General features: G+C 40.0%; 14 protein-coding genes. 10 read left to right on the forward strand and 4 right to left on the reverse strand.

Features of this window, described 5'->3' with window-relative positions:
• Positions 1-21: 21 nt before the first annotated feature.
• From ACS3UD_RS01695 to ACS3UD_RS01710, 4 genes are all read left to right on the forward strand, one after another.
• Positions 22-192: a hypothetical protein gene (locus ACS3UD_RS01695; protein WP_308138061.1), complete on the forward strand. Its 171-nt coding sequence runs from the start codon at positions 22-24 to the stop codon at positions 190-192.
• Between the two features lie 73 nt (positions 193-265).
• Positions 266-442 carry an S-layer homology domain-containing protein gene (locus ACS3UD_RS01700; protein WP_374049918.1) on the forward strand — a complete coding sequence of 59 codons (177 nt, stop codon included), beginning with the start codon at positions 266-268 and terminating at the stop codon, positions 440-442.
• Positions 443-637: 195 nt separating this feature from the next.
• Positions 638-1,846: a helix-turn-helix domain-containing protein gene (locus ACS3UD_RS01705; RefSeq protein WP_308138060.1), complete on the forward strand. Its 1,209-nt coding sequence runs from the start codon at positions 638-640 to the stop codon at positions 1,844-1,846.
• Between the two features lie 109 nt (positions 1,847-1,955).
• Positions 1,956-8,039, forward strand: coding sequence for an S-layer homology domain-containing protein (locus ACS3UD_RS01710; RefSeq protein WP_308138059.1), 6,084 nt, complete (start codon positions 1,956-1,958; stop codon positions 8,037-8,039).
• 538 nt (positions 8,040-8,577) lie between these two features.
• Here the strand turns inward: ACS3UD_RS01710 and ACS3UD_RS01715 are convergent.
• From ACS3UD_RS01715 to ACS3UD_RS01725, 3 genes are read right to left on the reverse strand one after another with little or no spacing between them, the layout of a single operon-like run.
• The gene (locus ACS3UD_RS01715; RefSeq protein WP_308138058.1) at positions 8,578-10,512 is read right to left on the reverse strand and encodes a sensor histidine kinase; all 1,935 of its coding nucleotides are present in this window, start codon (positions 10,510-10,512) and stop codon (positions 8,578-8,580) included.
• Positions 10,505-12,304 carry a peptidase gene (locus ACS3UD_RS01720; RefSeq protein WP_308138057.1) on the reverse strand — a complete coding sequence of 600 codons (1,800 nt, stop codon included), beginning with the start codon at positions 12,302-12,304 and terminating at the stop codon, positions 10,505-10,507. Before ACS3UD_RS01720 ends, ACS3UD_RS01715 begins: the two co-directional genes overlap by 8 nt.
• Entirely contained in the window at positions 12,301-13,065 is a 765-nt protein-coding gene (locus ACS3UD_RS01725; RefSeq protein ID WP_308138056.1) for a LytR/AlgR family response regulator transcription factor, read from the reverse strand. Before ACS3UD_RS01725 ends, ACS3UD_RS01720 begins: the two co-directional genes overlap by 4 nt.
• 137 nt (positions 13,066-13,202) lie before the next feature.
• Here ACS3UD_RS01725 and ACS3UD_RS01730 point away from each other — a divergent pair, with 137 nt between their 5' ends.
• The 3 genes from ACS3UD_RS01730 to ACS3UD_RS01740 all read left to right on the forward strand — a co-directional run bounded on the left by ACS3UD_RS01730 (position 13,203) and on the right by ACS3UD_RS01740 (position 20,171).
• Positions 13,203-18,563, forward strand: a complete 5,361-nt coding sequence (locus ACS3UD_RS01730; RefSeq protein WP_308138055.1) for an S-layer homology domain-containing protein — start codon at positions 13,203-13,205, stop codon at positions 18,561-18,563.
• A 211-nt stretch (positions 18,564-18,774) separates the two neighbouring features.
• Positions 18,775-19,197 carry a GNAT family N-acetyltransferase gene (locus tag ACS3UD_RS01735; RefSeq protein WP_308138054.1) on the forward strand — a complete coding sequence of 141 codons (423 nt, stop codon included), beginning with the start codon at positions 18,775-18,777 and terminating at the stop codon, positions 19,195-19,197.
• Between the two features lie 80 nt (positions 19,198-19,277).
• On the forward strand, positions 19,278-20,171 hold the full coding sequence (locus ACS3UD_RS01740; protein WP_308138053.1) for a DUF3658 domain-containing protein: 894 nt from the start codon (positions 19,278-19,280) through the stop codon (positions 20,169-20,171).
• A 160-nt stretch (positions 20,172-20,331) separates the two neighbouring features.
• Here ACS3UD_RS01740 and ACS3UD_RS01745 read toward each other — a convergent pair whose 3' ends face one another.
• Entirely contained in the window at positions 20,332-20,928 is a 597-nt protein-coding gene (locus ACS3UD_RS01745; protein ID WP_308138052.1) for a flavodoxin family protein, read from the reverse strand.
• Positions 20,929-21,042: 114 nt separating this feature from the next.
• Here ACS3UD_RS01745 and ACS3UD_RS01750 point away from each other — a divergent pair, with 114 nt between their 5' ends.
• The 3 genes from ACS3UD_RS01750 to ACS3UD_RS01760 all read left to right on the forward strand — a co-directional run bounded on the left by ACS3UD_RS01750 (position 21,043) and on the right by ACS3UD_RS01760 (position 24,585).
• Entirely contained in the window at positions 21,043-21,858 is an 816-nt protein-coding gene (locus tag ACS3UD_RS01750; protein ID WP_308138051.1) for a MerR family transcriptional regulator, read from the forward strand.
• 593 nt (positions 21,859-22,451) lie between these two features.
• The gene (locus ACS3UD_RS01755; protein ID WP_308138050.1) at positions 22,452-23,516 is read left to right on the forward strand and encodes a hypothetical protein; all 1,065 of its coding nucleotides are present in this window, start codon (positions 22,452-22,454) and stop codon (positions 23,514-23,516) included.
• A 193-nt stretch (positions 23,517-23,709) separates the two neighbouring features.
• Positions 23,710-24,585 carry an AraC family transcriptional regulator gene (locus ACS3UD_RS01760; RefSeq protein ID WP_308138049.1) on the forward strand — a complete coding sequence of 292 codons (876 nt, stop codon included), beginning with the start codon at positions 23,710-23,712 and terminating at the stop codon, positions 24,583-24,585.
• Positions 24,586-24,632 lie beyond the last annotated feature (47 nt).

The raw sequence follows: 24,632 nt of genomic DNA on the forward strand, positions 1-24,632 counted from the left end.
TAAAGAACTGACTACAACTGTGTGAACCCAGTTTCTGACGGCGGTACACTTACCTATCAATGGTACCGCAATGATGAAAACAGCACCGAAGGAGGAACCAAGATTGACGGTGCTTCTGGTACATTGACAGGTGAAAATATGTCAGGCGGCTATACTCATCCTGTAACAGAGGAAGGAATGAAAAACAAATAAATTTCTCGGACGTAAAAGAGGGTCTATATAATTATGCAAAGTATAAAGGATATAATGTAGATAAACTGCAAGCATTGATAATTATAGCGATGCCGATGATATCAGCAGTTGGGCTAAAACCTCATTTGACTGGGCTTGTGAGGCAGAATTAGTAAAGGGCACTACCAATACTACTCTTGAACCTCAAGGCAGTGCTACTCGTGCTCAGGTTGCAACGATATTGATGAGATTCTGTGAAAATATAATATAAATACGATATAAAATGAGGACAGATGCGTTAAAGCGTCTGTCCTCATTTAAAAATTGTGCCAGGATGACATTCAATATTTAAATAGAAAAAGTGAGTTTAATGTTAGTAAAATTTTTTTATATCCTAATTGATTCTATTCGCTATTGCGTATATAATGAAGATGATTAAAATTATTGAAAGTTGGTGAAGTGGGTTATGGAAAATGTGGGATATATCACTGCCAAGGAAGTGGCAGAAAAATGGAATATATCATTGCGCAGAGTGCAGAAACTTTGTGAGCAGGGGCGAATTCCCGGTACCAAGAAGTTTGGCAGAGCCTGGATGATTGCTGCCGATGCAGAAAAACCTGTAGACCCACGCAGAAAGAAAAAACGTATTCAAGATGGTATGTCTTCTGAACCCTCTGATCTGGAACGTTTAATCGATGCCACTTGTGTACCGATGCCCATTCATAATCCCGATGCGATTTTAAATATTGTAAAAGAGGAGCAACATCAGCTGCAATATGAAAGCGAGCTTGCCTATCTGCGCGGTGATTTTGAGCAAACTATACGCTGCTGTCAAAGAGCCGAAGGGAATGAAGCAGCAAAGCTTCGATCATCCTTGATTGCAGTTGCAGCATTCATTAGTTTGGGAAATTACCATGCTTACACGGAAATTGAAAGCTATCTCAAGAGATGCATAAAAACTAATCGAGGTAGCGACATAGTCGCCATTGCAGAGTTAGCTCTTGCCAGTGTCGCTGTAAGTGCAACACTACCCAATATGGTTCCTGATTGGTTGAAAGAAGGGGATTTTAGCGATCGATCGGTGTTGAAAAAGCCTTACACATCCTATTTGCAGGCTAGATATTTTTTTTGCGTAGGCAGGTATGAAGCCATGCTAAACGTGGCGCAAACTGCATTGACCTTAAGTGCGTCGGAGCAAGAAATCACATTTGCCGATATCTATTTACGAGTAACTTGCGCCATCGCCTGTTACCATCTCGAACGTGAAGAGGAGGCTAGACGTTGGCTCCTGGAGGTTATGCGTATTTGTCTACCTCACGGGTTTATTACACCCTTTGCAGAGGTTATTACCCAATTGGGCGGACTGATTGAGCAGTGCCTGAAGCAGGAATTTCCTGACTATTACGACGCTATAATCAGCCAATATAATCGCACTGCTAAGAACTGGATTACCTTTCATAATAAGTTCGCACAGGATAACATCACGCTTGTTTTATCTCTGCGAGAATACCATATTGCTATGCTTGTGGCGCGACACGTTCCATACGCAAAAATAGCTGAGAAGCATTATATTTCCGTGGGAAGACTCAAAAATATTATGATGGAGATTTACGATAAGTTAAATATATCTGGTCGTGACGAGCTTGCTGCATACATCATGGAAATAAAAAGGTGACTTTTTATGAGATAAAGGTCACTACCAAAAAAAGGAATTTTGCCCTATAATAGTATTGAAAACTATAATAGGGGTTTTTTTATGCCCTTTCACGAAAGGAGCAAATAAGATGAAACGAAAATTTATGTTTAGGAGGATAATAGCAACAGTTCTGACTATAGTTATGGTTGCGGCCTTGTTACCTGTTTCTGCATTTGCCTATGTGGGAGCGATGGACCGGGATGTAGGTGGAATTACAGCGGGAAACAAGGACGGTTACTATTATCTTCAAAACTCTTACATCGGATTTTATATTAGACAGCAGGACGGCAATTTAATTACTGTGCCGTCTCAGAAAACATTGAATGACGTTAAGGGAATGGGTGCAACGGAAAGCTACGCATTTTATGCCCAGACAATTAGGGAAGTAGAAATTGATCCCATAAGTACGGATATGAGCCGTGAGATATTTCCACTCAGTAGAAGTATGACTATTAAGTCTGACACGGAAAATCCCAAGTTAGTGCAGAACTTATATTTTGAAAACGGAACAATAATTAAGATTACGTACGAGCTGGTGCAGATTGACAAAGGAGCACCAAATGGAACTAGTGGAAACATAACAGGCCATGATGATTATGATTCGGGAAAAACCTGGGGAGTACTTTCCGAAGCGAAAATCATCAATGTTCCCGAAGGCTCAAGCATACGCGTAATGACTCGCCATAATAGTTTTGGAAGTGCCGGTCACAGTGTTGCGGGCAATATTCGTCTGGGCCGCAGTACATATGCCTATGACTATATTGATCGTACCGGAGGCTATACTCATTATTCGGCTCCGCTATATTCAACTACGGATAATATGGATCCATCGTATGATGGCTATTATATCACCGAAGTATTTACTGATTCCTTTTCCTATGCAAACCAGTTTATAGCTCTTGATGGATATGCGACGGCTGTTGCGTGGGCCAGTGACGGTCAAGGGGGTTGGATACCCACTCTGCTTTCCGGTGTGAGTGGACACTTAAACAGATATGCTGATTCGCTAAGTTATTCGCAGAATAATTCTTCGGTAAGTGTCAATCATGATTTTTATTTTAACGAATCAACATGGGCACTGTGGGGATTCCGCGATTTGTATGAGCTTGGAGCTTCGAATATTCCCGCTGATCCTGTGTCTATTCCGGCAGATGCGGCTTGCTTGGGTATTGTTAGTAGCGGAAGCACATTTTCGGCTCAGCCCGGGAAAAATGAGACTGAATTGAAATCCAGTTACGGCGATAATTTGGTTGCGGTTTTCCGCGGTACTTTTGAGCAGGTTTCCGGCAAATTTATCTTTAAAAATAATGCGGTTCAGCTTTCGCCTTCGCTAACTGCCACGTGGACGGAAGGCGGAGGGTTTTCTGTAGCATCCAACGGAACGGTAACTGTACAGAATGTCCATCTGTCTGCACCTACCTTTAAATTCTATAAGCCCAAATCCATTTCTGATGACAGCCTGAGATTTTCGTATATCGACGGAAAGCTAAAAATTGATATTGACCCGGACAAAAACGGTGCGATTCTTCATATCGACATACCAGGAGCCAAGTGCAGGTTAGAGACTGTCACGGCAACTACGGGTGGCAACTTAATTTTCACTGGCGAAATGGGTATTTCCACACCTTTTATTGATGCGGCTAGTATAGATATGAAACGATTGGGTATGGGAACTAAAAACAATACCTTTGGTATTACTGGAGTGGAGGCATCCGGTAATGTTGATATGGAAAAACTTTTAGGGCTTGGAATAGGCAGTGCTTCAGCAGAAATTAATACATTTCCCGGAGAGGAACGCTATGCCTTCGAGCTTGAAGTTAACGTGTTCGACATGTTAGAGGCAGAAGGAGAGCTGGAGCTGAAGCGTATTTATACAGGTGCACTTATTCCTAATACATTGGAACTTAGTGTGGCATCTGAAGTTGGTGTCCCAATGGTGCCTCCGGTTGTGGTTGCCGAGCTCAACGGATTGAGCGGCGGTTTCAGCAATCTGGCAGAAACTATCAACGGCGATTATTCTGCAATTCCACCTATTAAGCTTACAATTGGTGCAAAAGGAAGCGTGCTGGAGGTAATTGAAGGTTGGTATAAAGTAACCCTTGGAGCTGGCTATTACGAGGCAACACTTTCGGACGGAACAATTCTGGAAATTCCTATTATTGATAAGTATAGCTGGTATATGGGGCTTTCCGGAGATGTGCGCAATTACAAGGGCATAAATTATACCGGCCTCATGGTTAATGGTGGCATGAAGCTGGATATTGTAGTTACAAAGAATAAGCCTTTCATTAAAGCCGGGGGTGAGTTCAATGCTTCGGCATTTGCCGGAGTAGGCAATTCTTCAGGGGGCAAGAGGATGTACGTAGTGCTTGGTGCAGACGGCAAGATTTATGGACTGGTGCAAATTCCGAAGGAGGCATGGGCATTTGGTGATCTTAAGCTGCTCAGTGCGGAGATTGCACTTGCCATGGGCGGACAGACTGATTTTGCCATTACAAATACCTCGGTGAGCGATGCAGCCAGAAGCGCCTTTCACAATATTTCTGGCTATGGCGGCGTGGCTTATACAGGAAGTATTATAGGCCTTCCTTTCCGTGTTTATTATATCTTCCAGGATAAGGATGTGGGAATTAGGGTTGGAGCCTGGTGGGATGAATTTGAACCCTTTGATCCCAGCCCTTACAAACAAGCTCTGCTAGATGAAGACACCGGGGAACAGGTTGGAATTCTTGTAACTAATGATAATATTATTCTGCTTGCTTCAAGCACATGGGACGGAGAGCTGGGTATGATTGCTGAAAAATCCGGCAGTACAACTCCAACTGGCATAGCAGGCAGAGGTATATATGATTCTGGAGTTACAGGTGTTACTATAACTCAAACAGACGACACAGAAAAAAGATATGAGGTTGAATTTGCAGATGGCATTCTTGACTCTGATCATCTTGCATTATCTTTGATACTGAAGCAGGGTTCAAGTGCAACTCCTCAGCAGCTGTTAAGCGGCATGAGCATTAGGAGTTCAGGAAGCACAACATTTTCAGCCATACTTGCCGAGTATAACGAAGATGGTGAGATAACCAACCCGGACGAGGTAAACACAGTCTTGGGGGATGATTATGTGACGCTGAAGCTGCCAAACAGAGGAACATGGAATTTTGATTCATCTGAAGAACCGTTTGATATTGTTTGCTATTATGCAAGCCCTTATGCCTCTATTACGAGCATGAATATTAATCTTGCAGGGGAGCTATCAGGTACTGTACAGGATATGGACATTAGTACATCATACGTTCTGCGAATCTATCTCGGAGATGAAAAGGGTGGTACAGATTATCTTATTTCGCAGAGCGAAGTCCCGGATAACGGCGAAATCAGAGAAGTTATTTCACTTTCCGGCGGTGCAGTTCCTTCAGGAAGCTATTATGCAACCACAGTGCTGCTGGAGCAAATTAATGAGGATTTTGACGGTGACGGAAATGTAGAAGATGATGAAATTGCTTTCATAAAAACAGATGATTATGAACTTGGTGATAGTCAGAAAGTTATTTATACTAACACCCTCCAACCGCACATGGCTGAGGATGTTGAGCTTAAATCCGTAGGTAGCGAGACTATGCGCGCAATCTGGAAAGAGCCTTCAAGCGGACCTGAAGCGGATGGTTATTACGTCAGGCTGTATCAGAAAGACGGTAGCGATTGGATTACCACAGGAGCGAATTATTTATTGAAGTCAGAGGAACTGATTAAGGATGCAGATGGTGCATATAGTCTCGATATGGCTGTCACGGCGGGAAATAACAATGACATGATTTCTCCGTTGGATGCAAATAAAGACTATAAAATCGGCGTAACAGCCTTCAGATATCTCATGGACGAGGATGAGGACGGCAAGAACGAAAGCTTTCCTGCTGAAAGTGCGGAAGTGCAGAGCAGCGAACAATATTTACCTAAGGCGAGCTTCCCGCAGCTTACTTATATACCGCAGCCTGTCAATGATGGCGAAAACACTATGAAGCTTCTTTACATTAAGGATAAGACTGAAGTCATCATCGAATCTGATGTAAATGCAAAAATCGTTGTATCACGTATGGATATTGACGAGGATTCGGCCGGAGCTGTGCTGGCACAGTCGAATGATATGAGCAGCTCCACACTTATCTTTGAAACCCCTGAGGACTTTGAAGGTGCACTCAATCTGAAAGTTACGGTGACAGACGCAGAGGGGGACGTTGCGGTGGATTATCTGGGGCTGAGGCTTGATAATGTGCCACCGTTGATTACGTTGGACAGCGATTCATTCCGGGCGAATTATAATACCGGTACATTTAGTGTTACCGGCGTTACAGAGTCCAATGCGAAGGTAATGCTGGCAGGACCGATTATCACGGCGGATGAAACAAACGGTGCTGAGCTTAACAACCTCGATGAAAACAATCAGGTGATAGCAGACGAAAATGGAGAGTTTACCTTGAATGGGCAATTAATCCCGGCGGATTTATGGCGTACCGCAGCAGAAAGTGCTACCATTCTGCTTCAGTCAAAGGATTCTGCAGACAATATATCTACCACTGCCTTTGCGCAGATAATACGAGAACAGCAATCGACAGGGACAAATTCCGCGGGAACATCTGCCGTGCCGGTTGTATCAAGCATTTTGATTGCGCCGGAGGAAAATCCGGGACAGCCGGTAACAGCAGTTATTTCTGTTACAGAAAATGAAAACATACCAGATAATGTTATTGCGGATGCCATTGCCAAGGCACAGGCATATGCAAAGGATTATGGTAAGACATCAAACGGTATTTCAGTTGCATTGGATTTCACTATGCTTCAGCAAGACTCATTGGGGATAACATTAAGCAGAGCTGCTTTGAACAGCCTTATGAGTGCCGGAGTAACTGAGCTTGAAATAAACGGCACAACAGTTTCTCTTGGCCTTGATCTTAAAGCCCTGAAGGAAATTCTGAACCAAAGCTCGGGGGATGTAACTATAACCATTGATCCGGCGACAGGACTTTCTGAACAGGCGCAGACACTTATAGACAGCCGGTATGTGTACGATGTAAATATAAGCTATATCAATGATGGAAAAATTGTCAGTGTAAGTGATCTTGGCAGTGGAACAGCAACTCTTTCAATCTCTTATATGCCATATGAAAATGAGGCGGCAGGATATCTGTTTGGTGTATACGTTGATGCGGAGGGAAATGTAAAACGAATACCTGGGTCTGCTTATGATACCGGTAGCAGCAGCTTGATTATTACTACTGATCACTTATCGCTATACGGTATAGGCTATACAGAACCAGGTGCAAAATTTACCGATATTGTCAGTCACTGGGGGAGGGAATACATTGATTATGCAGTCGGGCGTGGACTTCTCTCCGGAACTTCGGATACCACTTTCGACCCAGATGCTGCAATGACCCGTGGAATGCTGGTTACTGTGCTAGGAAGGATGGCTGGCGCAGATGTTAAGGATTACACTGCGAGCAACTTCGACGATGTGCCAAAGGATAAATATTATCAGCCATATGTGGAGTGGGCATATAAAAATGGTATTGTTAAAGGAATTGGAAATCAGCAGTTTGCACCTGACCGGTCTGTTACCCGTGAGGAAATAGCGGTAATTTGCGCAAACTATGCCAAAGCTATCGGTTATGAGCTGCCTGTAATACGCGAAAAAACTACCTATGTGGATGGCAGCGACATCGGTGACGTTTATAAGGATGCTGTTACAGCAATACAGCAGTCGGGTATCATGACGGGTGATAACGGAAATAAGTTTAATCCTAAGTTAAGTGCAACACGTGCCGAAGTTTCTGCCATGCTTTACCGCTACATCAAGTTAACCATTAATCCTGCCACCGCCAATGGATGGGCAATGAATGATGCCGGACAGTACTTCTATTACAAGGACGGGAAAGTTTTATCCGGTTGGCAGAACATTGGTGGTGTGAAGTATTTCTTCAACATTGATGACACTTTAAAAACCGGCTGGGTTAAAGACGAAGAAAACTGGAGATATTATTCCGACAATCAGATGATCACAGGCTGGTGGGATATCGGAGGTAAATGGTATTATTTCTATGATGACGGTTCACTTGCAAGAAGTGCTACCATAGATGGTTACGAGCTAGATGAAAACGGCATGAGAAAAACAAAATAAGCTTCTATCACTTGTTTCAATTTTGGATTTGGTTTTAGACTTTTTAAATCTAAAAATAATTAATAATGTTTAGGAAATAAGCAAGGATATCAACTAACTAATAAAATTTATTTTTATTAAATAATGTCCTTTTATAAACTATTTAAACGTTAAATATGAACATCTTAAGCAAACTATTAAACAACAAATCATCTACAAATTAAATTACATTTATTAAAATATAGCAAAAATATAGATTATGTGAGATAATTTTAATGAAAACATATAAAGAAATAAATTGTACTTCTAAATAGAATATATCAGGAGAATTTGTAATGTCTGCTAAGGAAGAAAGCTCTTAATTCTCTTGCTGGATTCTGGGGAATATTCTGTAAATTTGCAACTGGGTAAATAAATCATAGGCATATTAATCACTCCTTAGTTCACATTTATTTCCATACAATATTTAGTGCATTACTATTTTATGATTAAAATTGTATGCAATCAAGGGCAAAAATGTATTCAATACATTTTACCTATGATTTTATTACGAACGGGATTACACAGGCAAAGGAATTCTTTCTTCAATTCCAAGGGGGAGGGACACCTCTGCGTGGAAGCCATTTTCATCGGTATACAGATTGATTACGCCTCCATATCGATCTACGGTTTCCAAAACGGAGGAAATTCCAAGGCCGAAGCCGTTCCTCTTGGAGGATAAATATTTTTTGCCTATGGTTTTAATTTTTCCGTCAAAGCTGTTATCTACAACAAATTCAAGCTGTCCGTTCTGTGTGCGTCCGGCAATAAAGATAGCATTATCCTTATTTTCCTGGCGCTGGCAAGCTTCCACTGCATTTTCCAGCAAGTTTCCAAGAAGACCGCATAAATCAACAATGGGAAAATGCAGCTTTGCGGGAATCTGCAGCCTTGCTCGGAACTGGATGCCGCTTGACTGTGCAAGGTTGCTGTAATACTGCACCACCGCATCCAACTCGATATTGTCAGTGAGACGGCCAATCCGGGTGCCATCGTTGATGGCTGTAATGCTACGAATATAGTTTTCAAGTTCATCCCGGCGTCCCTCCTCGGAAAGCGTCATTAGGGTGCGTAGATGATGACGAAAGTCGTGGCGCAGTTTGGTGCTTTCTTCCACTTTCTGGTTCGTTTGTCGCAGATGTTCCACTTGCATTGTAAGCTGACGCTTCATCTGCCGCTGTTCCTCAGCATAGACGAGACTGTGCCGATATCCCATGGCTATGTCGTACCAAAGAACCATACCTGTTGCGAACACCAGGATTAAACTGCCCCATTCCTGAAACCAGCCACTAAAGACAGGCTCGTAATTTGGCAGGAGGCGGTCCCATACAAAGGCGCAGGCATATACAATATCAGCGTAGAGCAGTATCGAAGCTTTTTCTATATTTCGGTGTGCAGCTATCGCGGCAGTAAACAAAAGATACACGGCTGTCAGCAGCTTGAAGCAAAAAACCAGATTGGAAAAAGCTAGCATCATTGACATCGTCAGATGTGCGGCAAACAATCCATAAAGCAGCGCCAGTATACAGACCACTCCTGCTAAAGTGCTACTGATAATTTGCGCATATATTTTTGTATCGCAAATTCGGTTGTGAAGAATAATGACGAGCAGTGTTACCAGATACCCGCTGACAAATTCAATGGAATACCATGGTTGAATGGACAGCGTCAGGATACCATGTACCACGGAATAGGATTTGAACACTGCGGTTGCCATGCATAAAAGGAAAAAAAACCATATATTATTCATGCGCCGGTTACGAATGGCAAGATAAAAGCTAAAAATGGCAAGCATCAGTGTCACAGTGACTAAAATAAGGCAAAGACCAATTCGAATTCCACGAGTGGTGTTTAGATTCAGCGGTTCACCAAAGGCCGGAGGATAAACAAGACCGCTATATATCCAAGAATGGTTGCTGACTGCCAGCAGAAGTGTTATCTTGCCGGAGGCTTCAAAGGTAATCATACGGCATTGGGTCTGATCGTGATATTCTATTATGTCCGGCTCGCCTATCTGAAGCTTCAGCTTATCATCAATGTAAAACCGGTAGGCGGAATAGATTTCCGGAAGCTCAATGGTATAGGTGTGCACTTCCTCCGGCAGATACAGTGTTAAGGCGTAGCTTGCGCTTCCATGAGGGGAGCGTCGGCGTTCACCCATAGAAAAGTTGGAATTATTTCCTATGGATAGGTACTGATAATTGTCACCCTGTTGCTGTAGAGTTTCTGGTGTCAGCAGGCGATCCGCATAGTAACGCCAACCGTCCATAAGATAGCGTATGGGCGTATTTGTCCAGTCCGTCTCTAATACATAAAGCGCGCCGTTAATAGCTTGGGGTGCGTTTTTTGTGTACTTGTTGTCAAAGTGATATAAGGCAAGAAACATAGTGGAGGAAAGGACAATCGTCAGAAACAGCGCAAAAGACCGCCGTAATAAAAATGTTTTTTTATCCATGGCGTTTCCTCCTGAAAAATATAATTCCTCCTGCAGCCAAAATCAATCCGCCTGACATGGGAAGTAGAGGCGACATATCTTTCTGCGCCTCCTGTGTATTTGATGGTTCTATAATTGTATAAGTTCCTGTCACATCTGCTGCAAAGCGCAGAAGCTCGCCGTCATAGAAAACATTTGTAATCTGTTCTCCCGTTTCATTCTGGACGGTTATATCTGCGTTTTCCGACTGTGGTATATATTGAAGCCGCAATACCGTTCCCGTTAGGTTTGTAACCAATTTGCCGGAAGTCTCTACTGAAAGCATAATTTGATTGCTTTCCGGCTGGGTTAGTTTAACGGATATAGTATCCGAATCCGACAGGTTCAGAGCTATAAGCAAATCGCTTGGAATACTTACAGTTAAATTGCCGGCACCAAATACGACACTTTCTCCATCGGCGCAAAGATCTCGCAGACGAAGACCGGAAATGACAGTTTTGTTTGGAGAATATGATTCTGCAACAGTGGCGAATACTTGAGCTTTGGAATGATTCTCCGGCGGCATATTGTTATCATTAGGAACCTGCTTTATAACTGCTTTGTCGCTGCCATTTGATTGTGACACTGAATAGTTAAACAGCTCGGGTGAAGAAGCACCCTCTGCTTCATGTGAAAGAGAGGTGTCAGAATATATTGATACTGCCGATCCGGATGGAGTACCAGGAGCTTCGGCTTCCGATTTTTTTACTACAGCAGACTGAACCAATGAAGTATTATTACTGTTATAATTTTCGTTATTTTGCGAGCTGTCTGGTGTCTTGGGAGCGGTTAAAGAAGGCTGGGATTCACCGAATGAATAACCATGTTCCTCCTGCAAATGGGAGTCTGAATTCGGCAGTGTTTCCTTTTCTTTGGATGACGAATTATCCTTCACAGATCCTTTATTGCTGTTGTCAGAATTATCATCCTCGGGAGAATCGACCGGCATCTGCGGAATGGTTGGAGCCGGTTGTGTGCCTGTACCGGAATCGCTGCCTTTTACGTCGCCGCCATCCCGGTCACCTCCTGAATAATCAAGGATACTAAGCTCTCCTTCATATTGAAAGGACAAAACGCTGGTCTGACCGCCTGGATAGGTTACCTTAAGCTCATAAGTGCTTCCGTATGTAAGGATTCGTTGAGAAAGCTGAAAATCTCCGGAAGTAAACGAGAAGCCATCGCCTAAACTTGTCCATTCTCCTTCATTTTGCCGAAGCCATACAACAAACTCATCTAACTGTTCATCCTGTTCTAATGAAAGCACCCACGGAAAGTGTAGAAAGCCGCGTCCTACTACGCAGCAGTTGATATCTGGTTCGCCGGGCGCTTGGATGGAAACAGCACATAGCTGCCGTGGCAGAGAAACACCGTCAGTCAGAATATATTCTGCTCCAAGGTCGGGTGCCGTCGAAGCATAGTACACACCGACTGTGTCGGTATCAACTGCATCCAAATACCATTCGCCTGATATCAAATCATAGGGGTTTCCGTCTGCATCATAGCCGGTAAAGCCTGTAACAGAATCAGAGAACCAGTCTGACAGCTCATTCTGTGAGGTTCCGACGGCAAATGCCACTGCATCAGTTCGGTCAGGTTCATCAAAGCCGGTTAGGGTAATTGCCGCAGGTGTTACGGTAAGCACCGGAGCGGTTACCTGTACGGAAATGTGTATGGTATCATCCAGATCATCTGAGAGTATCGCTCCCAGTGCGTAAGGAGCGGGCATGACCAAAAGCAGCATGGCAGTTAAAATCAATGAAAGTATCTGCTTCATACCATATCACCTCTCAGCGAACCGGCGGAAAGACTCAGACGCTTTTGCTGTACCTGCCTATGCAAACGCCGGCTGACTGGCAGCTGCTCTCCGTTTTTCAGGATCAGATAATTACTGCCAAGTCCCTGCACCTCATTTAAGTTGACCACAATGCCCTTGAAGCATGAGATGAACTGCGGATAATCGCTTAGCTGTTCGGAAAGCTCAGAGAAGCTTCCTGATACCGAAATAAGGCAGTACTTTAAATGTATACAGGTGGAGCGGTTCTGGTAATCGGCATAAAGAATACGGTTCAGGGCAATTTCCAACGGTTGATGTTTTGCGGTAACTGTGATGGAGGTTTCGCTTTGTGATTCTGCAATTTTGCAGTAATGCAGCGCCCGAGAGATCTTTTCAATCGTGGCTGGTTTTACAATGTAATCTGCTGCCCGGACATCATAGCTTTTTACGCCGAATTCCGAGCTGGTGGTAAGAAAAACAAGGTTGACATTATCGTCAAGCTGTCGTAGCTTTAGTGCGCAGTCTACGCCGTTCTCATTGTTCATAAAAATATCCATAAAAACAACATCGTAGCTGCCAGGTATGTAATCATGAAGCAGTTCCCTGCCGCTGTAAAATTCTTTGATTTGTATCGTTTGCTGCTGTTCAATTTCGTATTGCTTCAAAAGGCTGCGGAGCACTTCACACTCGTCCGCCATATCATCTATGATTGCTGCGATTATTTGAAATCCCTCCTTTGCATATAATAATCCATTCAACATTATACCACAAATTCTAAAAAAAGTATGACCACTTGTGCAAATTTTCTACCGCTTGATCATAACATCTTGAAAATACCTTGACAAAATGCTACCTTAATACACAAGGTTATTTTAAGAGGTAAACAGGAGGAAAAATAATGAATCAAACACTAAAAGGTTTGCTTTGCTTTAGCATTAGTCTAATTCTTTTGCTGGGCTCAGCGCTATACGCAAATGCTGCGGAACTGAACACAAATTTATTAGCTAATCCGGGAGGAGAGGGTACAAACGACAATGGCAAGCTAACCAGCAATTACTGGAGCGGTAGTGATCTAGGATATTCTAATAAAAGTGTTAATGATTTTTCAACATTTATTGAGATAGAAAAAAAGTATAATGGTAATGATATTACTTCGGTGTTAAGTATTGTGCCGCATAGTGGAGAATATTACATGGGGTTTGCCACAACAGTATCAGCATCCGTGGGAGAAGGCACTCATAGCTGTTTTCAAGATATTGACATTAGTGGAAATGCAGCTGATATTGATAATAATGCGATGGTTTTTAACTTGAGCGGATGGCTTAGTGCCACAGGCGGAAACATAGCAAAAATAAGTGTCGAAGAGCTTGATGAGAACAAAAATGTTGTAAGTACACCTGTATATGAAAAATCCACTACAGAAGAAACATGGACACAGGTAACACTTTCCGGTGCAGTTGCATCAAATGTTAGATATTTGAGGGTGATTATTACTGGTACTTATTCTGCTTGCGGACTTGCTGCGTTTGACGACCTTTCTTTAACAATTTCACCCAACATATCATCTCTGCCAGTTATTTCTTCCATACCTGACCAAAGGATGGTATCAGGTGAAACACTTGGACCCATTCGCTTTTCTGTAAGTGATGATGATACGAATTTTGCAGATCTTTTAATATCTGTGGCTTCTTCAAATACGTCGCTTATTCCAAACTCTAATATTTCAGCAAGCCTTTCTGACGGGCATGGAGAATTAAGTCTTACTGCAGTCAGCGGCAAGGAAGGGCAGTCTACGGTGACGGTTTCAATATCAGACGGTACAAAAACTGCGGTTACACGCTTTTCTGTTACGGTGAATAGTGACGTGCAAATGGATACAAATCTTATTGTTAACGGTGTGGGGAACTCTCTGAATGGCTGGACTGATCCTAGCGGTCGTTTTTATATTAGCGGAGGAGCATTTACACACGTTTATAATTCGCCTTATTTTATGTACCAGACCACTAATGTAAGCAAGTTTAGTGAAATGATTGATGCTGGCTTTCTTACTTATACGACATCGTGCAATCTTACAAATGGTGGAGCCATAAATGTAATTTTTACGGATTCTTTCGGTAATAAAATTTCATCAGGCAGTGTAGGCAGTGGTTTAATTCCTACCGGCACACGTATAATTCGTGTGGAAGTGGGCGGAACATCTGGATGTAAAATTAGCAATGTAAATCTTATGATTAACAGCGCCGGATTGCCTAAAATGACACCAATCGGAGATCAGACAATTAATGACAGCACGGGAGACATTCCTTTTACGATAGGTTATGCTGGGGAAAGTGTTACTCTTTCAGCAACCTCATCTGACACTACTTTTGTTCCAGATTCCCAAATAATCTTTCACGGAAGCGGATATCAGCGCACAGTTTGTGTAACCCCTGCAGATGTAGAGCCGGGCAGCTCAAGAATAACCATTTTCGCCAATGGTACGGAAGTAACCAGCTTTATAGTAAAAAAAATTCCTTCTGTAGAGAACATATCTGTATCTGCTGAAGATAATGCTACCAGCGTTTTAAAAGGAGGAACACTGCAAATGGCTGCGGCTGTGACTCCATCGAGCGCAACGGAAAAAGGTGTCACATGGAGCGTAATGAACGGAACAGGAAGTGCGACTATAAATGATACAGGTCTTTTAACTGCTGTTGGAGCAGGTACTGTAACCGTTAAGGCAGTAGCAAATGATGGAAGTGGAGTATATGGAACCATTTTAATTACGATTAACGCTATACCAGTTAGTGATATATCTGTATCCAGTGAGAATACAAGCATATTCAATGAAGAAACATTACAGATGATTGCTACTGTGGAACCAGCAAATGCAACAGAAAAAAATGTCATTTGGAGCACAGAGAATGGAACAGGAAGTGCTACTATAAGCGATACAGGTCTTTTGACTGCTACTGGAGTAGGTACCGTGACTGTAAAAGCAGCTGCAGCTGACGAAAGCGGGATATATGGGACTCTGTTAATAACTATAAAGGCTATACCAGTCAGTGGGATAACTGTATCTGGTGCTGAAAATGCAAAAGATGTTCTGGATGGTGGATTGCTTCGGATGATTGCTGCTGTGGAACCATCAAATGCAACAGAAAAAAATGTCATTTGGAGCGCAGAGAATGGAACAGGAAGTGCTACTATAAGCGATACAGGTCTTTTGACTGCTACGGGAGTAGGTACTGTAACTGTAAAAGCAGCTGCAATTGATGGAAGCGGAGTATATGGAACGCAGATAATAAATATTAATTATGCTCCAATAAAGATTGTAGAGCAGCCTAAAAGTATAGCTTTGACATATGGTTATACTAATTTTCCTACACTTGGCGTGAAGGTCCAAACTCAACCCGTTGATTCAGGAAAAACAGTTACCTACCAATGGTATAAGGACGGTATATCTATTGATAATGCAATAAATTCAAATTATGCTATTTCGCCAGATCTTGATGCGGGCATATATTCATATTTTTGTGCCGTAACTTGTGACGGTTATACCGTTAATAGCGATGCTGCTATGGTAACGGTAAATAAGCTCACAGGTAGTATTGTAAATAAGGATTATGAAACTCTATATACATACAGCGGTAACTGCATTGCTATACCGGCAAAAAACAACTTTTTAACTAACAGTAATGGTGTTGTGACATTTTTATGGTATAAAGGAGATTCTACACAAGACATTGACAAAATGAATAAAGTTCCTGTTAATGCAGGTATTTACACCTTGAAAATCGATTTGGGGGAAACGGATAGTGTTACTTCTGCCAGCACTACTTTTAGGGTAAATATATCCAAAGCAGAGCAAGTTCCGCTAATTATTTCTGAAGTGACAGATAAAAAATATGGTTATGGGGAGTTTTCGCTTTCCACTACGGGGGGCAGCGGAACTGGTGAAGTGGTATATATTGTTTCGGAAGGTAACGGTATACTATCTATAAGCGGTAATACTGCAACTATTATGGGAGCGGGTAAAGTTTCTGTTACAGCCACCAAGGCGGAAGATGATAACTATAATGCCTCGAGTGCAACTCGTGAAATTACCATTGCTAAGGCGGAGGCACCAAGTATAGTCTTTCCTACAGCAACAGATATTACCTATGGACAGAAGCTGTCCACAAGCATACTGAAAGGCGGCAGCACTGAATACGGGCACTTTGATTGGGAAGATAGCGATGAAGTTCCTGAGGTAAATGGAGGCACCAATACATCTAGCGCAATTTTTACGCCAAGTGTTGAAACCATTAAGAATTATGAGCCTATTGATGATTATTATAAAAGAAATACAGTAACTTTTTCTGTAAGTAAGGCAACACCGGAGGTAATAGTGACCGCTGCCATCTCAGAAGATGATGGAATCCGCAAGGCGGTACTTACGGCTACAATGTCTAAGGTTGATAATGGACATATACCAACTGGTTCGATAAAATTTGTAGACAGCACCAGCGGAACGGCTATAAAGATTTTGGGAGCAGAAGCTGTCCCAATCAATTATGATACAGCAATATATATGTATACAGGTATTGGAGATCAAATATATAAGATAAAAGCTATATACAGCGGAGATAACAATTATGAAACCGCGATAAGCAGTGAATTAAGCTTTGATAGTCGTAAGCAGGACCAAAAAAGCTTTAACCTAAATCAGATAGGAAGTAAAACCTATGGTGACAACAGCTTTACACTTTCTACTACTGGTGGAGACGGTAAAGGAATTGTGAGCTTTGAAAGCTCAGATTCTAGTATTATCAGCATAGAGGGCAGTACAGCTACTATTCATAAAGCTGGCACGGTAAACATAACTGCGATAAAAGCTCAAGACTTAGATTACAACGAAGCAAAGCATACCGCTTCTATAACAGTAGCTAAAAAAGCCGTTATTGTTAAGGCGGATGACAAAGAGGTAGTGAAGGGTTGTAAATTTCCTAAGTTCACCTTTACTGCAAAAGGACTTGTAAATCAGGACAGCTTTACTTTATTACCCGAAATTTCTACAATAGCAATCGATACTGGTACTTTAGGTGAATATACAATCAATATCAGTGGCGGTGTGCTTAAAAATGCTGAAAATTATACTGTAAGTTACGTAAATGGCAAACTTAGCATAGTAAATTCATCCACTAATAATGAGAAAGCTCCATCTGAAGCGAATGAGTCTAGAAGCAAAATTGAAGCATCAACTGTATCTGCTGGAAAAGACGGCAATCTTTCAAAAGAACTTATAGATAAGCTTGTAAAAGAAGAAGTAAAGGAGTTTAGCATTGATAGCGAAGCAGGGACAATTATCCTTGATCTTGAAACGCTTAAAATTATCCAGAAGCAAATAAATGGAGATATAGTTGTGTCTGCTAAAAATGCAGATAAAACTACCCTTTCAGCCGAAGCAAAGAAGATAGTTGGTGACCGTCCTGTATTTGAGTTTTCCATTATAGGTACAAACGGTACTAAGGTAACAAACTTTGGCAAAGGTAAAATTGCAGTCTCAATTCCGTATGTTTTGGGTGAAAATGAAAAAGCTGAAAATATAGCTGCCTACTACATCAATGCAGATGGCGATATTCAGGAAATGCCAAACTCTGCTTATGATGAAAGAATCAAAGCTGTAAATTTTGTGACAGACCATTTTTCAAAATTTGCAGTGGGATATAAATCGGATATAACAATTGTTTTTACAGATATTGAAGGTCATTGGGCAAAGGATGCTATTGATTTTGTAACTTCAAGGGGAATTTTTGATGGGACAGCCCAAGACAAATTCTCTCCAAATATGTCTATGACAAGAGGAATGTTTGTTACTGTGCTTGGAAGACTTGCAGAGGCTGATGTAAGCAGTTATAAAGATAGTCACTTTACAGATGTAAGTTCAAATGCTTACTATATGCCGTTTATAGAATGGGCAAGCAAAAATGGAATTGTAAGAGGTACATCAGATACTTACTTTGAACCAGAGCAAGCTATTACCAGAGAACAAATGGCAGTGATTATGGCAAACTACGCAAAGGCAATAGGCTTGGAGCTTCCACAATTACAAGCAGAAAACAGCTTTGCAGATAATGAAGAAATAAGCTATTATGCCAAAAATGCAGTTAAACAGATGCAGATGGCAGGACTGTTCTCAGGAAGGGAAGACAACAGGTTTGACTCAAAAGGTACAGCGACAAGAGCTGAGGTTAGTGCAGTAATAAAGCGTTTTGTTGAGATATCTGAAAATAAATAGAAATATTTCAACTATGTGAGTCCTTGTAAATGATTAACTATTGGAATATATGACGTGAGTATATTTTAAAAAATGCAACTTTAAAGAAGTAAAGTTTGAAGATAGAAAAATGTGCTAAGTTCACCTAGCATTTTTCTATCTTTTTTATTGCATTTATGGTAAAATAATGTAAAAATTCACCTGATATATAACATATAATTTGGAGGTAAAATTGAATATAAATATTAAATTTGAAACAAAAGGTATAGACTGGAATACAGTGAGCTCTCTGCTGGGAGCTGCGGGGTTAAGCGGTACAGATTCGGAAATTTGCAAAAGAGCTTTTTTAGGAAGCCAGGCCGCTGTATTTGTATTTGATAATGATAAATTAATTGGAGTTTCAAGAGCAATTTCTGATTGTGTAAAGCAGGCGGCTATTTATGATGTTGCGGTACTGCCAGAATACCAGGGAAAGGGAATAGGAAGAATTTTAATTGAAAATATAACAAATAAGTTTCCAGGCTGCAATTTTATTCTTTATTCAAATCCAGGCAAAGAAGATTTTTACAGAAAATTTGGTTTTAGGATTATGAAGACAGGTATGGCTAAGTTTGTCAAAGCAGACCGCATGGAGGAAAGAGGATTTACAGAATAGAAATAAAAAAGTTGACTGTATGAAGTTGTAATACTTAAATGTTTTGGGGTAAAATAAAGCTAATATAAGGAGGAAGAACAATGCTTGAGGTCGTATTTAGTGATAGCACAAAAGGTTCTATGAAAATAGCAAAAAACTATGATGAAAAAAGCATGATTGTTGGCGGAGCTGTCGGATATATTGGGAAAAAGCCACCCAAAGCTGAATTAAAGAAACACTTTGAAGGTCAGGCTGTCGGCGGAGATTCAAAAGATGTTGTTTATATAGGATTTGCATTGGATATAGGGGATATATCCGGCGAATTTGATGGGATTGAGCGTCAAACTGTTTTCAGAAAAATATGGAAACAGTTTGAGTTTGGAGATGATGAGATGAAACAGTTTTTTCAAAATCAACGCGAAGATATGAAAAAACTTTTGTCTGCTGCAAGCAACGGCGTTCCAGTACGAGTTTGGAAGAGTAACACCCCTTATTCGACTTGCGGATTTTACTTCATTTGCAATGTGTTAAGAAATATTGATTGCCAATTAAGCGTTGTTTCATTACCGGAATATAAGCAAGTATCTGAGAATGAAATTGTTAGTTATAGCGACTGGGGGCAAATAGAGCCAGGGAAATTTTATCAATTCCTGCCTTTGGAAAGACAATTATCTCAATCTGAAAAAATAATGTTTAGTACCCGTTGGTTCGGCTTGGTAAGGGAAAACGCCCCATTAAGAGCTGTTGTAAACGGAAAGTTGATTTCTGTTCCCGAAGATTATTATGATCACATTATTACAAAAAATATTCCTGACGATGATTTTCTTATGGCTCGTTTAATTGGTAAGATTATGGGAAATTACGAGTTGGGTGTTAGTGATAGTTGGTATGGTTTGCGTATAGATAAGATGATTGAGGAGAACAAACTGGCTATTGTTGAAAATAAGAATATATCTCATCCTTATAGAAAAATTTTAAAGAAAGTAATTGTGTGAACAAATAACAATTAAGTCGAGATCAGAAAAGTCAGCAGATTGTGTCTATAATGAAAATATTCTAAGCCTTAAGTAGATTACAATCTACAGGCTTAGAATATTTTTATTCAAAAAAACAGTTCTCAATTTCTTTTGCAATAGCAGTCGCCGATTTTACGGCTTACATTACACTAAGGTGTTGAATATCATCAATTATCTGTTGCAAGGTCTCAACTGCATATTTAGATTGCTTAGCAGTTGAATCACACCATGGAAAAATATATTTACCAAAGCAATGAGCTAAAGATGATTCGCAGAATTTATCAAACTGAGCTTTTATTAACTCTGTATTTTGCTCTTCCGGACCCTGACAAGATACAATTAATCCAACTGGTTTGTCACTGATAAAAGAACGTATTTCCATTTCATTTACAGCTTTATCGCTGCCTGATACAAATTTGAAGAGTGCAACATGCCTGTCCATAAAGAGCTTTAATTGACCTGAATAGGAATGGCCATATAGTGGTGTTCCATATAAAATGATATCTGAATCTATTAGTCGGTACAGTAGCTTTTCTGCATCATCTTTCTGTATGCATCCCGGTTTATCAAAAACCTCTTGACAATGTGAACAACCCAAACAGCCGTTGACTTGGTAATCCGCTAAATAGCATATTTGGACATCAAATTTATCCTTTATTTTGTTGCTTACCAGTTCTAAAATCTTTGCGGTATTACCTCGCTTTCTTGGACTTCCTGAAACTAATAAAATTTTCAATTTTATTTCTCCCTTAAATTTTAATATGGTTAAATACAAGTATTTATCATTGTGAAATGATAACAGATTTAGTATAATCTATAGGGTAACCCTACGGTCAAGAGAGGTTTTTATATGAAAAATAAAAAAATGCATTTATCTACAGGAGAGTTTGCGAAGCTTTGCAATGTAAGCAAGCATACACTATTTCACTACAATGACATTGGTGTCTTTGTGCCACAATATATAGATGAAAACGGGTATCGTTACTATCATGTACTTCAATATGATACTTTTTGCACTATAACTCAACTTCGTACAATTGGTATGCCTTTATCAGAAATTAAGTCATATTTGAGTCATCGTTCACCATCAAAACTGATTTCCTTATGTTCAGAACAAGAATCTTTAATTGATATACAGATAAGACAGCTTCGACAAATAAAAGCTAGCTTGTGTGCCACGCGTAAGGGTGTGGAACAAGCTATTGCATCACAAAGCAAATTCTTTATTCGAAAAGAATTGCAAGAACATCTGCGGTTATCCGAAATTCTTGAGAATGCGGATGACGCTAAAATGACATTTGCATTTGGTAATTTAATGCGTTCTGTAAGAGATACAATGTTTCGACCAGTTTCTGGCATGATTCATCGTACTTGTGACATAAAGCAGGAAAATTATAACCAGCAATGTATATTTTATTTGCGCACACCTTGTAATAAGAAAAATTGTGATTGTACTTTAAAACCTTCTGGAGATTACCTTGTTACATATCATTGTGGAGGATACGAAGATTTGGTCAACACTTACAAAGAAATTCTTACATATGCCGGTAATAACAATCTAATCTTAGGTGAATGGTTTTATGAAGAAATGGTAATTGGGGATTGGGCAGTAAATAATAGTGAGGATTATGTGATTAAGGTGTCAGTACAAATCATATTAAAATAGAGAAAACAACATTTACTCACATTCTAAATGATGATTTATTTTGGATAAAATTGATTTTGATGAAAAAGAATAATCTTTGGACAAGGAACCAGTCGATTTTTACACACTATTTTTGTCTAATCAAATCACGTTAATGAGTTGCGGAACTACAAAAATCAAACAAAGAGCAAGGATCTGTCATATAGAGATAGAATATTGGATAATACAAAAGAAACCTACAGTTGGTTTCTTTATTATGATGTGAATTTTTAAAATACTAAACAACGATATTTTGAGTGTTCGCTATTTAGCGTTTTCCTCTTGAGAAATTACAAAAATTTGATATTATTATATATAACATTGTCACAATTGTGTTAAGACGACAGAAAGTGATAACATCAATCCTCTGCCAGTGGGTGAAGATTTATTGTTATATGGGCATCAAATATCTGAAAGCTACAAAAAGTTTTTAAATTGCTCATTGCTAAGATTTTAAAGAAAAAAAGATGTGACATTCTGCTTCAAATACTCAAATGGGAAAGTAGGATATGTGCTACCAATTTTAAGAAAAAAATTTGCAAAATTTTGGACTGTAAAATAGAGGAGGATAAAAGATGAGTACTAAAGTTTACAACAAATTAGTTCGTGATAAAATCCCCAAGATAATAAAAGCTGACGGCAAGGCTTATAACACGGAAATTTTATCTGATGAACAATACATAAAGATGCTTGATGAAAAGCTAAACGAGGAACTCGCCGAATATCAAGAAAGCAAGGACATCGAAGAACTTGCCGATATGCTTGAGGTAATGCGTGCAATCATAAAAGCAAGGGGTTTTTCCATAGAGCAGCTGGAAACAATCCGCCAAGAAAAGGCGGATAAGCGTGGGGGATTCAAGGAGAAAATACTATTGAAAGAGGTATATGAAGAAAAAGACTACTCATTTCTTCTCACAATGCGTAAATATCTTTTGCGAAATAATCTTTTGCATTCGAATTCATTCCCAAACTATGTGGCTGAGCGAAGAAATGGAAGAGTTTTTACTTTTCAAGAACATTTGCGTGGGCTTATTTACTCTCAACTAAGCGCGCAAGTTCAATGGCAACGAGTGGAGCAACATCTAAAAGAAATAGATAATTTGTTTTTTGACTATGATTGTGATGAAATTCTGAAACATAATTCCGATTATTTTATAAAAGGAATTAAAATGCTAAAATGCGGAAGCCGATGTACTGCCAATCAAATGAACAATCTTGCAAAAAATATTTGCATGTTACAGCAAATAGAAAAGGAATACCACTCTTTAGACGCTTATGTTACCTCAAAGCCCGCCATTAAAATCGTAGCTGATTTATCTTCCGGGATATATAAGCTAGCCTATATCGGTACCGCTTTAGCTTGGGAATATTTACGCAATGTTGGGATTGATGGAGCAAAACCTGATATCCACATTTGCCGCTTTCTTGGTTCGAACAGAATGGGGATTTGCCAATCTCCCATTGCTACAAAGCAAGAGGTTGCAGATATTATGGAGGAAATAAGTAATGTCCTTCATATAACCATGGCAGAAATTGATTCTATTATCTGGAGTTACTGTGCTACCGGATTTGGCGAAATTTGCACAGCTACTCCAAAATGTCAGCGCTGTATTGTTTCAGACTATTGTAAAAAGAGGTGACCAAAATGCCCATCTACCTCAGTGCCTCGGCGAGCGTTGCCGAGACTTGATAATAATCTAACCCATTAGAATTTTTGCTTTTAGAAGAAAAGATTGATAAAATCATATGTGAGAAAAAATATATATGCATAGCAAGAAATATGAAAAAATAAGTAGCTTGTGCTGGTATTCTATAAATGGGGAGGTGATACTCATGGATAATAATAAACAGGTGATCAAATTTTTAATTGACTATATAGAAGAACATATTACCGAAGGAATAAACTTGGAAAGTCTTGCGTATGCAGTGGGATATTCGCAATATCATTTGCATCGTATGTTTACAGGGTTAGTTGGTATAACACTACACCAATATATTAAACGCAGACAATTAACAGAAGCAGCAAAAAAATTGATTTTTACAGATAAACAGATAATTCAAATTGCCTTGGATGCTGGGTATGAATCGCAACAGGCATTTACGCTTGCATTCAAAAGTATGTATAAACAGACTCCGCAAAAATATCGTCGCAAAAACCAGTTTAATCCGATTCAGTTGAAATTTGAAGTGAGTGGAAACCTTAAAAATTTAAAGGGAGACCGAATTATGGATATTGAAATGATTACAAAAGAAGAAACTTATCTTGTGGGATTTAAGGCAAATACAAAAAAAGGCTTTTTTGTGATTCCGAGACTATGGAACAAGTTGCACAAAGAAAAGAGTAGGATTAAAAATAGGATAGATTTAGATTTTGTTGTGGGGGTCAACGACTATTCTAACAATTCCATGTTTAAAGAGGAGAATCTAGCTTTTGATTATTACGCTGCAGTGGAGGTAAGTGAGCCCGAAGGAGTAGCTTTGGATATGAGTGTGTTGGAAATACCGGCAGGCAAATATGTTGTTTTTATCTATAAGGGAAAAGTAAAGGATTCTATGCAGTCAGTCATGGACTACATTTATAAGGAATGGATTCCACAGTCGAATTGCCAACTCAATGATAAAGCGCGAGTGGATTTCATTCGATATGGTGAAAAAATGGATGAGAAAGGGAATAGTAGAATTGAGGTATGGGTTCCAATCATTTCGTAGATATTTCCTTTAATTTAATATATTCATGAATCAAGAATCAGAAATCA

This window comes from Sedimentibacter sp. LTW-03 (assembly GCF_052059825.1).
GTDB lineage: Bacteria > Bacillota > Clostridia > Tissierellales > Sedimentibacteraceae > Sedimentibacter.

Coding starts and splice junctions, on each gene's coding strand:
- ACS3UD_RS01730 (WP_308138055.1), top strand. CDS start 13,203: ATGAATCAAACACTAAAAGGTTTGCTTTGCTTTAGCATTAGTCTAATT.
- ACS3UD_RS01705 (WP_308138060.1), top strand. CDS start 638: ATGGAAAATGTGGGATATATCACTGCCAAGGAAGTGGCAGAAAAATGG.
- ACS3UD_RS01720 (WP_308138057.1), bottom strand. CDS start 12,304: ATGAAGCAGATACTTTCATTGATTTTAACTGCCATGCTGCTTTTGGTC.
- ACS3UD_RS01760 (WP_308138049.1), top strand. CDS start 23,710: ATGGATAATAATAAACAGGTGATCAAATTTTTAATTGACTATATAGAA.
- ACS3UD_RS01725 (WP_308138056.1), bottom strand. CDS start 13,065: ATGTTGAATGGATTATTATATGCAAAGGAGGGATTTCAAATAATCGCA.
- ACS3UD_RS01710 (WP_308138059.1), top strand. CDS start 1,956: ATGAAACGAAAATTTATGTTTAGGAGGATAATAGCAACAGTTCTGACT.
- ACS3UD_RS01740 (WP_308138053.1), top strand. CDS start 19,278: ATGCTTGAGGTCGTATTTAGTGATAGCACAAAAGGTTCTATGAAAATA.
- ACS3UD_RS01755 (WP_308138050.1), top strand. CDS start 22,452: ATGAGTACTAAAGTTTACAACAAATTAGTTCGTGATAAAATCCCCAAG.
- ACS3UD_RS01750 (WP_308138051.1), top strand. CDS start 21,043: ATGAAAAATAAAAAAATGCATTTATCTACAGGAGAGTTTGCGAAGCTT.
- ACS3UD_RS01715 (WP_308138058.1), bottom strand. CDS start 10,512: ATGGATAAAAAAACATTTTTATTACGGCGGTCTTTTGCGCTGTTTCTG.